7 protein-coding genes are annotated in these 8853 nt (G+C 74.9%); 4 read left to right on the plus strand and 3 right to left on the minus strand.

Translation table 11 applies throughout. The features are described 5' to 3' along the window. The 3 genes from AB0K37_RS37950 to AB0K37_RS37960 all read left to right on the plus strand — a co-directional run. The coding region (locus tag AB0K37_RS37950; protein ID WP_363989878.1) for a SpoIIE family protein phosphatase at positions 1–2059 on the plus strand (2059 nt) is incomplete at its 5' end. Between the two features lie 125 nt (positions 2060–2184). Continuing rightward, positions 2185–3057 (plus strand): hypothetical protein, encoded by an 873-nt coding sequence (locus AB0K37_RS37955; RefSeq protein WP_363989880.1) that lies wholly within the window; start codon positions 2185–2187, stop codon positions 3055–3057. 150 nt (positions 3058–3207) lie between these two features. After that, positions 3208–4335, plus strand: coding sequence for a hypothetical protein (locus tag AB0K37_RS37960; RefSeq protein WP_363989882.1), 1128 nt, complete (start codon positions 3208–3210; stop codon positions 4333–4335). Here the strand turns inward: AB0K37_RS37960 and AB0K37_RS37965 are convergent, their stop codons facing one another. The 3 genes from AB0K37_RS37965 to AB0K37_RS37975 all read right to left on the minus strand — a co-directional run bounded on the left by AB0K37_RS37965 (position 4336) and on the right by AB0K37_RS37975 (position 8072). Further along, the gene (locus tag AB0K37_RS37965) at positions 4336–5217 is read right to left on the minus strand and encodes a hypothetical protein (protein ID WP_363989885.1); all 882 of its coding nucleotides are present in this window, start codon (positions 5215–5217) and stop codon (positions 4336–4338) included. Positions 5218–5675: 458 nt separating this feature from the next. Continuing rightward, positions 5676–7238: a sporulation protein gene (locus tag AB0K37_RS37970; RefSeq protein WP_363989888.1), complete on the minus strand. Its 1563-nt coding sequence runs from the start codon at positions 7236–7238 to the stop codon at positions 5676–5678. A 456-nt stretch (positions 7239–7694) separates the two neighbouring features. After that, positions 7695–8072 (minus strand): helix-turn-helix domain-containing protein, encoded by a 378-nt coding sequence (locus tag AB0K37_RS37975; protein ID WP_363989891.1) that lies wholly within the window; start codon positions 8070–8072, stop codon positions 7695–7697. 87 nt (positions 8073–8159) lie between these two features. Here AB0K37_RS37975 and AB0K37_RS37980 point away from each other — a divergent pair. Then, on the plus strand, positions 8160–8853 hold a 694-nt coding region (locus tag AB0K37_RS37980), incomplete at its 3' end, for an MFS transporter (RefSeq protein WP_363989893.1).

Consider the following 8853-nt stretch of genomic DNA (forward strand, 5'->3'; position numbering starts at 1 on the left):
CCCGGCCCTTGTCCAGGTGGGCCTCGATGGCCGAGCCCTGGGCGGGCATGTCGGGGTTGGCCTTCAGGTCGAGCGTGGCGTCGGCGGTCACGTCCGGCTGCTGCGGGTCGAGCCCACGCTCGCGGCCCCCTCGCCGGACGGGCCCGACCCGTTCGCGGGCCCGTTCGCCGACCGCCTCGCCGAACTGCTGCCCGCGCTCGACCCCCCGGCGTTCGGAACGATCGCCTCGCAGGTCCTCGGCCTCGGCTGCCCGGCGGTGTCGCTGGGCCTGACCATCCGGCTGCCCATCGTCCCGCACACCGAGGCCGCCCCGCCCCCCGCGCCGACCGTCCCCCTGCCCCGGCCGGGTCCGCGCGTCCCGGCGCCCCGGCCGCCGCGCGCCCGCCGCGACCTCTCCCACGCGCTGGAGCCGCTCGCCTACCTCGGCGCGGCCGGCGAGCAGATCGGCAGCTCGCTCGACCACCTGCAGGCCGCCCGGACGCTCGCCGAGGTCCTCGTGCCGCGGCTCGCCGACCTCGCCGCCGTCGACCTGCTCGAAAGCGTCGTCGCCGACTCCGCTCCGCCCGCCGGCGAGGTCGACGAGACCACGCCGATGCGCCGGGTCGCCGTCGTCCACAACGACGAGCCCGGACGCTGGGACGAGGCCGTACCCGAGGACGAGCCGCTGTCCGTGCCGTCCTGCACCCCGTTCGTCCAGGCCATGCGGACCGGGCGGCCCGTGCACATCGCCCGCGTCGACGACGGCAGGGCCGTCCGGCTCGCCGCCGCGTTCGGGGACCGCGACCTGCGTCCCCTGTTCACCGGCCGGGCGCTGCTGGTCGCCCCGCTGATCGCGCGGGGACGGGTGCTCGGCACGTTCATGCTGCTGCGCAAGCCCGACCGGCACGGGTTCGACGAGCTCGACTTCGCCATGGTCGACGAGCTGGCCCGGCGCGCCGCGCTCTGCGTCGACAACGGGCGGCTGTACCGGCGCGAGGTCCAGGTCGCCGAGGAGCTGCAGCGCAGCATGCTCCCCGACGATCCGCCGGACGTCGCCGGGGCCCGCGTCCGCTACCGCTACCGGCCCGCCGAGCAGGCCGCCCAGGTCGGCGGGGACTGGTTCGACGCCATCCCGCTGCCCGGCTGCCGGCTCGGCATCGTCGTCGGCGACGTCATGGGGCACGGCCTCACCTCCGCCGCGATCATGGGCCAGCTGCGCACCGCCGTCCGCACCCTGGCCGCCGAGGACATGCGGCCCGACCGGCTGCTGCGCCAGCTCGACGGCCTCGCCCGCCGGCTCGGCGAGGACTACCTCGCCACCTGCCTGTTCGCCGTCTACGACCCCGTCGAGCGGCGCTGCACGGTCGCCAGCGCCGGGCACGTCCCGCCCGTCCTCGTCACGCCGGACGGGGAGAGCCGCGTGCTGCCCGTCCCGCCGGGCGTGCCCATCGGGGTCGGCGGCGAGCCGTTCGAGACGGTGGAGTTCAAGGTCGAGGACGGGTCCCGCCTCGTGCTGTGCACCGACGGCCTCCTGGAGCGCCGCGACCGCGACCTCGACACCGGCCTGGAGGAGCTGCGCGCCCGCCTCGCCGAGGCGTCCGCCGACCTCGACGGCACCTGCGACGACCTGCTCGACCGGCTCGCCGGGCCCACCCCCGCCGACGACATCGCCATCGTCGCGGTCGGGTTCGACGGCATCCCCCTCGACGACGTCGTCACCTGGCAGCTCGAAGCCGTGCCCGGCAGCGTCCCGTGGATCCGCGCGCAGGTCGGCGCCCGGCTCGCCGGCTGGGGCCTGCACGAGCTCGCCGAGACCGCGCGGCTGCTCGTCAGCGAGCTCGTCACCAACGCCCTCGTGCACGGCGCCGGATCCGTGGGGCTCCGCCTGATCAGGGGGCGCACGCTGCTCTGCGAGGTGCACGACGACGGCGCCGACATGCCGCACCTGCGGCACACCGAGGCCACCGACGAGTCGGGCCGCGGCCTCCAGCTCGTCGGCCACCTGGCCGCCCGCTGGGGCACCCACCGCACCGAGGAAGGCAAGGTCGTCTGGTTCGAGCAGCGCGTCCCCCGGCGCTGACGACGAGGTCGTGGGCGCGCCTCGCGGCTGTGGGAGGTAACTGTCCCGTTCGCGCCAGATACTTTCCAACGCCCGCTTCGTTCTGATCGAAGTGTCGCCGTTCGCCGAGGCCGCCGGGAGATGAGTTGGGTGAGACGCTGACACTGCCCGTCCCCGAGACGCTCTACGGCACCTACGCCGTGGCGCTCGCCGAGCCGATCCGCGACCCGGCGGCCCTCGCCCGCGAGCACCTGCTGCGGCGCACCGCGCCGCCCCTGCGCGACCTCGTCCTCGGCATGCTCGGCAGCCCCATGCTCACCCTCGACCAGCGCCCCGCGAAGGGCTTCCCGCCGCTGCCCACCGACCTGCTCGCCGTGTACGGCGGCTCCCCGTCCGACGTCGAGGCGGTCGCCGCCGCGCCGCACGTCCTCGCCGTCCGCGCCGCGTACCGGCCGGGGCGGCCGCCCGCCCACGAGTGGGCGGCACGCGCCGTCGCGGGCGCCGTCGGCGCGGCCGCGTCCGCCCCCGTGATCGACGTGTTCACCCCGCAGATCCTCGCGCACGACCGGCTCTTCCGCTCCCTTCCGGGGCCCGGCGGCGCCGTCCGGCTCACCGACTGGATGCTCCTCCCGCACACCACCGGCCGGGACGGCTCCTACATCACCACCAGGGGACTCGCCAGGTTCGGCCTCCCCGAACTGCAGACCGAGCACGTCCCGCCGGGCCTCGTCGAGCCCTGGGGGCGCCTGCTGAACGGTCTCGCCCATCACGTCCTGGACCTCTGGCACGACGAGCTGCCCGCCGGCGAGCAGCCCCTCGTCGTGGAGATCCCCGAGGTCGTCTCCGTCGGCCTCCAGGACATCGCCGCCGCTCAGGGCGCCGACGAGCCGATGCGGCGCGAGGTCCCCGTGCGGCTGCGCCACGACCCGTCCCCGGACCCCGTCCTCACCGTGCTGCCCGCCGAGGACGGCCCCGACCGCCTCCGGTCCCTGTGCGCCACGCTCTTCGGGGCCCGATGAGCTTGCCTATGACCTTGATCTCAGCGCAGGATCGACATCGTGAGATTCGGCCCGCGTGACCGTCGCACCCCACAGCCCGAAGACCCCGGACCCGAGGAGACCGGACCCGAGACCGGCCCCCGCCCAGGCCCCTACCCCGAGGACGTCCACGTGGCGGGCAAGCGAACCGCCCCGGAACCGGAACCGGAGGAGCCGCCGTCCGACTGGGTCCCCGTCCAGCCCTCGCCGGAACCCGAGGAGCCCTGGACCCCCCACGCCCCGGTGCCGCCCCCGGCTCCGCCCGCCGAGGCACCGGTGTCCGAGGAGGAGCCGCTCTGGGCGGTGCGCGACACGCCCTCCGGGTTCGGCCTGGGCGAAGCGTCGCCAGTCGAGCCCTGGACGCCCTCGGAGCCCGGCCCCGCACCCACGGGGCGGCACGCGCGAAGCGACGACGAGCCGTTCCTGCCGGGGAAGGGTCTGGCCGCCGAACCGCCCTCGGTGACCGTGCCGGACATCCCGGTCCCGCAGTGGGCGCCCGCGCAGCGGCCCGGCCCCATGGCCGACCCTGAGCGGCGCAAGGCGATGGCGGACGCGTTCGTCGCGGAGTTCGCGGGCAGCACCACATGGCAGGCCACCCTGGCCGTGCTGGAGAGCGCGTTCCCCGGTCTGGGCATGGCCTCGACGCTGTCCCGCCGGACCGACGAGCTGTGGCAGGCCATGGACGCCCTCGACCGGACGTCCGCGGCCAAGCTCGGAGTCCCGGCGTGGCTGGACGACGCGGGGATCGTGCTCGACCTCAGCGCCCGCCTCGGCGTGCGGGCGGCGCGGGCGCCGATGCACGGACTCGCGCGCCCGCCCCGCGCGTCCCGGCCGTACGCGGGGGCGTTCGTCATCGACACGCTCGACCCGCTGCGCTACCACCGGGCGGTCGGCGGGCCGCAGGCGCCGCGCGACCTGCCGGGGGAGGGGGCGCTGCGGGCCCCGTCCGCCTCCGAGGACGACGACAGCGGCGTCGTGATCGTCGCGAACCTGACGTCGGCGGGCGTGCGCGTGCTGGACTCGGTGGCGCTCTGGCGCTACGCGGGCCGGGTGGTCGCCGGCACGGTCCGCGAGGAGGGCCGCCCCGAGACGCGCGTGCGGGCACGCCGTGCCCTCCGTGCCCTGCGGCGCGTCGTGGTCGTCGACCCGGACCTCGGGCTCGGCCTGTGCCTCCAGATCGACGCGGCGCGCGTCCCGCGGTGCCTGCTGGCGTTCAGCGTGGACCGGACGGACGGCGCCCCCCGCTTCGTGCGTCCCTGATCAGTCGTCCGAACGCAGCCAGGTGAGGTCGCGCTGCCGGTCGGCGGGCAGCTCGCGGATGTGCTCGACGAGCCGCCACGGCTCGGTCGGCGGCGCTCCCTCGTCCGGCAGCACGCCGCACAGCACCGCGCTCTGCGTGCTGACCGCGACGAACGATCCGAACCGCGCGACGCCGCCGCCCCGCAGCGACGCCAGCTCGGTGAGCAGCACGGTCACCGCGGCCGCGTCCTTCGGGTCGTAGAGGCCGCGCACGTAGGAGAACAGGTCTTCGGCGAGGACGTCGGGGCGCCGCCCGGACATCTGGTACACGGTGCCCCAGTAGGTGCCGGTGGCCTGCTCCGACCGCTGGTCGCGGAGCCGGATGCGCAGCCCGCACTCGGCGGCGCACTGCTCGTACGCCTCCGCGAGCAGCGCCTCGCCCTCCCCCTCCTCGCTCAGCAGCGCCCCGGTGACCACGCCCTCCTCCCGGTCGAGCCGGTCGAGCATCTCGCGGTGCAGCTCCTGGACGTCCTGCTCCACCGCGTCGAGCGTCCGCGCGAGCGCGCGATGGGAGTCGCGGTCGAGGTCGAGGCCCGCGAGCTCGTCCGACAGGTCGCCGAACTGCTTCTCCAGCCGCTCCACCCGCCCGGTGACGGTCTCCAGCCTCTCCACGACGTCGGACGGCGGCGCCTCGGCCTGCGGCGGCGGGATGGGGATGCCGACCGGCTCGGTCGCCTCGTCCACCACCCGCTTGAGCACGTCGTGGTCCCGCGCGAGCTCGTTCAGCTGTTTACGCAGATTGCGGAGCTCCGCCTGGGCTTGCGGGAGCCGCTTGTCGGACGCCAGGTAGAGCTCGCGTCCGGCGATCGCGAGGCAGAGCAGAACCAGGATCACGGTGGTCATGTGACTCCTCGGGAAGCGGGCTGCGCTCACGACGATAACCACCCCCGGCCGGATTGGCCGAGTGCGCAGCGGATCCCGTCCGAAACGCCCTACTTTCCTTTACCCACCGTCCCTCCGGCTACCCCCGAGATCATCCCCACAAAGCCCCGCACACAAGGGCCTCAGCCACGCTCACCCACGAGCCCCGCCAATCCCACAGATCAACCGAAGAACCCGCCCAGGGAGCCTCCGAGGAACGGCTGACGCGCCCCCCGAGCCCACCGATCGCGTGACCTGCGGATACTTGCCGGATTAGCCGGAAGTGCACCCAGAAAGCTCCAAGGAGCGACGACGCCTTTCCCGCGCCCCCGTTCTACGAATATCCGCGGGTCAGCGAAGAGTTGGCCCAGGAGCCGCCGAGAGACAGACGGCACGCCACGCAAGCCTGCCGGTCGCATTGCGGGTGGATGCGTGCGGGGTCAGCCGAAGAGGCCGCCTAGGAGGCCGCCGAGGATTTCGGCGGCGCCGCCTGCGAGTTCGCCGGCCACGTCGCCCGCGATGTCTCCGGCGATGCCGCCGGCCGCGTCCGCGATCACGTTGCCCGCGACGTTGCCCGCGTAGCCGGCGACCGCGTTGCCGAAGGCGTCCACGGGGGCGCCGGCCACGTAGCCCGCGACGTTCTGCGCGTACCCGGCCGCGTCCATGGCGCCCATGGCCATGCCGCCCACGACCCCCGCCGCCGCGACGCCGCCCACCAGACCGGCCGCGGCGGCGCCGTGGCCGAGGTGGCGGTGCCCGTGGTAGCCGGGCGGGCCGTGATGGACGTGCGCCGGCGGCGGGTGGCCGTGGGGCGAGTACGGCGGGGGCCCCGGCGGCGCGGGCGGGGGCGGGCCGGCGTGGGCGGCGGGCGCGTACGGCACCGGCCCCGGCGGCGCCGGAGGGGGCGCCCCATGCGACGGCATCCCGTGCGGGGGCGCGGGGGGCGGAGCTCCGTGTGACGGCATCCCGTGACCGGGCGGGGGCGGCGGGAAGCCCTGGCCGTGCGCCGGGGGCATGCCGGAGGGGTTCGGCGGGTACCCCTGGGCGGCCATCGGCGCGGGCTGCCGCTGGCCGGGCGCCGGCGCGGGAGGCGGGAACTGGGCGTTGCCGTGCGACCCGTACTCACCCGGGCCGCCGTAAGGGGCCGCGCCCTGCGGCGGTGGCGGCGGGAACGCCGAGTGGCCGCCGGGCGGCGGCAGCGGTGCCTGCCCTGGAGGCGGCGGAGCGCCATGGGACGCCGGGCCGGGACGGGACGACCGGGGCAGCGCCGCCGCGGCCTCCAGCCACTGACTGATCTTGGCGTTCCAGTCGGTCTCCGCGGCCTCGGCGTGCGGCACCGTGAAGACGCCGAACGACTCGTCCTGCGGGGTGTCGCGGTCCTCGGCGCGCAGGACGAAGGCCATGGCGCGGGGGCTGGCGACGAAGCTCAGCCCGACCTTCTCGATCCGCCCCTGGTGCGACGACGGCGGGTTGAGGTGGATCTCCTGGTGGAACGGCAGCTGCTGGGACACGCCCCGCAGCTTCGACGACTCGAACGTCACGTTCGTGATCTGGAAGCCGAGCCGGGCGATCGAGGCGAGGACCCACTGCTGGGACTCCAGCGGCTCCACCGAGATCGGGTCGATGTCGCCCGGGTCGGGCTGCCCGGCGACGTCGATCTCGGTGCACATCCCGATGGTGAAGCCCGGCAGCTCGTGGCCGAGGACGGTCGTGAACGGCAGCTCGTACGGCAGCGGGATGGAGAACGCCAGGTCGCGCTGCCCCCCGGCGTCGAGCCGGAATCCGCGGGTCAGGGCGCCGCGGTACACCTCGGGGCCCGCCGTCTCGCCGCCGTGGTGCCGCATGCGCGGCATCAGCGCCAGCGTCACCTGCCGGATCTCCGCGGGCCCGGCGCCGCCGCGCAGGTGCACCTTGCCCGCCACGACCCCGCCGGGTTTGCAGTTCGGCTCAGCAAGGATCGTGTCGACGGACGGTCCACCGCCCGCCATCTGCCCGTAGGACACCGGCCGTTCCCCTCTCCCACCGCGAGGCGACACGCCCCGCGCCCACCGCCCGCGCGACCCCGGGCCGCGCGCACCAGAAACTTAGACCCCCTCCACCATGCCACCGGTTCACCCCGTCCGGACCAAACCCCCGATTTCCACCCACGTGATCGCACCCGCCGATAAGGCCCGCGAGCTACCCCGCGCTCAACTCGGCGGCGTCCGACCGAACCTTGTCCCAGGCGGGCCCGCCCCTTGGCGCGCACCCGGCGCCGGGGCGGTTGCCGTCGGTCGGAGGCGCCTGCTGTCGTCCTCGCGCGTGTGGCGGTGGGATGAGCACGCTGCGGTGAGCGGCGAGCCGGTCGGTCATGTGGCCGACGATCGCGTCGCGCAACGGGCCGGTCCGGCGGCGGCAACGGCGGCCAGGTCGGTGCCGCCCCGGAAGTGAACCGGCCAGGCCTCTGCGCGTCGCGGCGCTCAGTGGTCCATCGTCGAGGACGATGCGATCAGGTCGAGCAGGCCGGGGAAGCGAGCGTTGAGGTCCTCGACGCGCACTTCGCTTCGGCGCTCCAGGCCGTACTGCCGCTGCCGCAGGATGCCGGCCTCGCGCAGCGCCTTGAAATGGTGCGTCAGCGACGACTTCGGCCGGTCGAAGCCGAACCAGCCGCAGGGATGGTCGAACTCCTCACGCTCCAGCAGGAGCTTGCGGACGATGGCCAGCCGAAGCGGCCCGCTCAGCGCCCCGAAGACCGTCTCCAGCCGGAGGTCCTCGACAGCGGGCTCGGCCAAGGGCTCGGGCAGGCCGGGCGGTTCGGGGAGCACCCGGATCGCCGGTCGCGTGATCGATGCCACCATCCAGCCCCTCTCTCTCGCTTGTACGAGTTTTATCGTACTGCATGCTAAGTTCGAGAAAAATCGTACTGCTTGGCGAAGGGGACCCCCATGCCGAACGTCCGAACGATCGATACGCCCCGGAGCGCGCCACAGGCGGATGCGTCCGTCCGCTGGATCTGGCTCGCCGCCTGGCCCGTCACCGCCGTCTTCGTGCTGTCGAACGCGGCGACGCCCCTCTATGTGCTCTGGCAGCGCGACATCGGCTTCTCCAAAGGCACCCTCACCGTGGTCTTCGCCTTCTACATCGTCGGGCTGCTCGGCTCGCTGCTGGTGTCCGGAGTGCTGTCGGACCGGCTGGGCCGCCGCCCCGTCCTTCTGCCGGCGCTCGTCCTCGCCCTGGTGGCCTGCGGCGTCTTCGCGACCGCCACCACGGTGTGGGCGCTGATCGTCGCCCGGCTGCTGACCGGTGTCGCGGTCGGCGCGACCGTCTCCGCGGGGATGGCCGCCGTCACCGACGTCGCCGGCCCCTCCCGCCGCCGCCTTGCCGCGCTGCTCGCCTCGTCCGCGATGGTCTTCGGCGCCGGCCTCGGTCCGTTCCTGGCCGGCGTCCTGTCCGAGAGCCTGCCCGCCCCGACCGTCACCGTGTTCGCGGTCGAGGCCGTCGTGCTGGTCACGGCGGGCGTGGTCGTGACGCGTCTGCCGATGCCGCGTCCCTCCGTTCCTGCGACGAGGTCGTGGATCCGGGTGCCCGGTGTGCCGCGCGAGAGCGCGATGCGGCTCGCCCTGGGGATCGCGGTGTTCG

Origin of the sequence: Actinomadura sp. NPDC049753, from assembly GCF_040674655.1 — a bacterium.
In the GTDB taxonomy this organism is placed as follows: domain Bacteria; phylum Actinomycetota; class Actinomycetes; order Streptosporangiales; family Streptosporangiaceae; genus Spirillospora; species Spirillospora verrucosospora.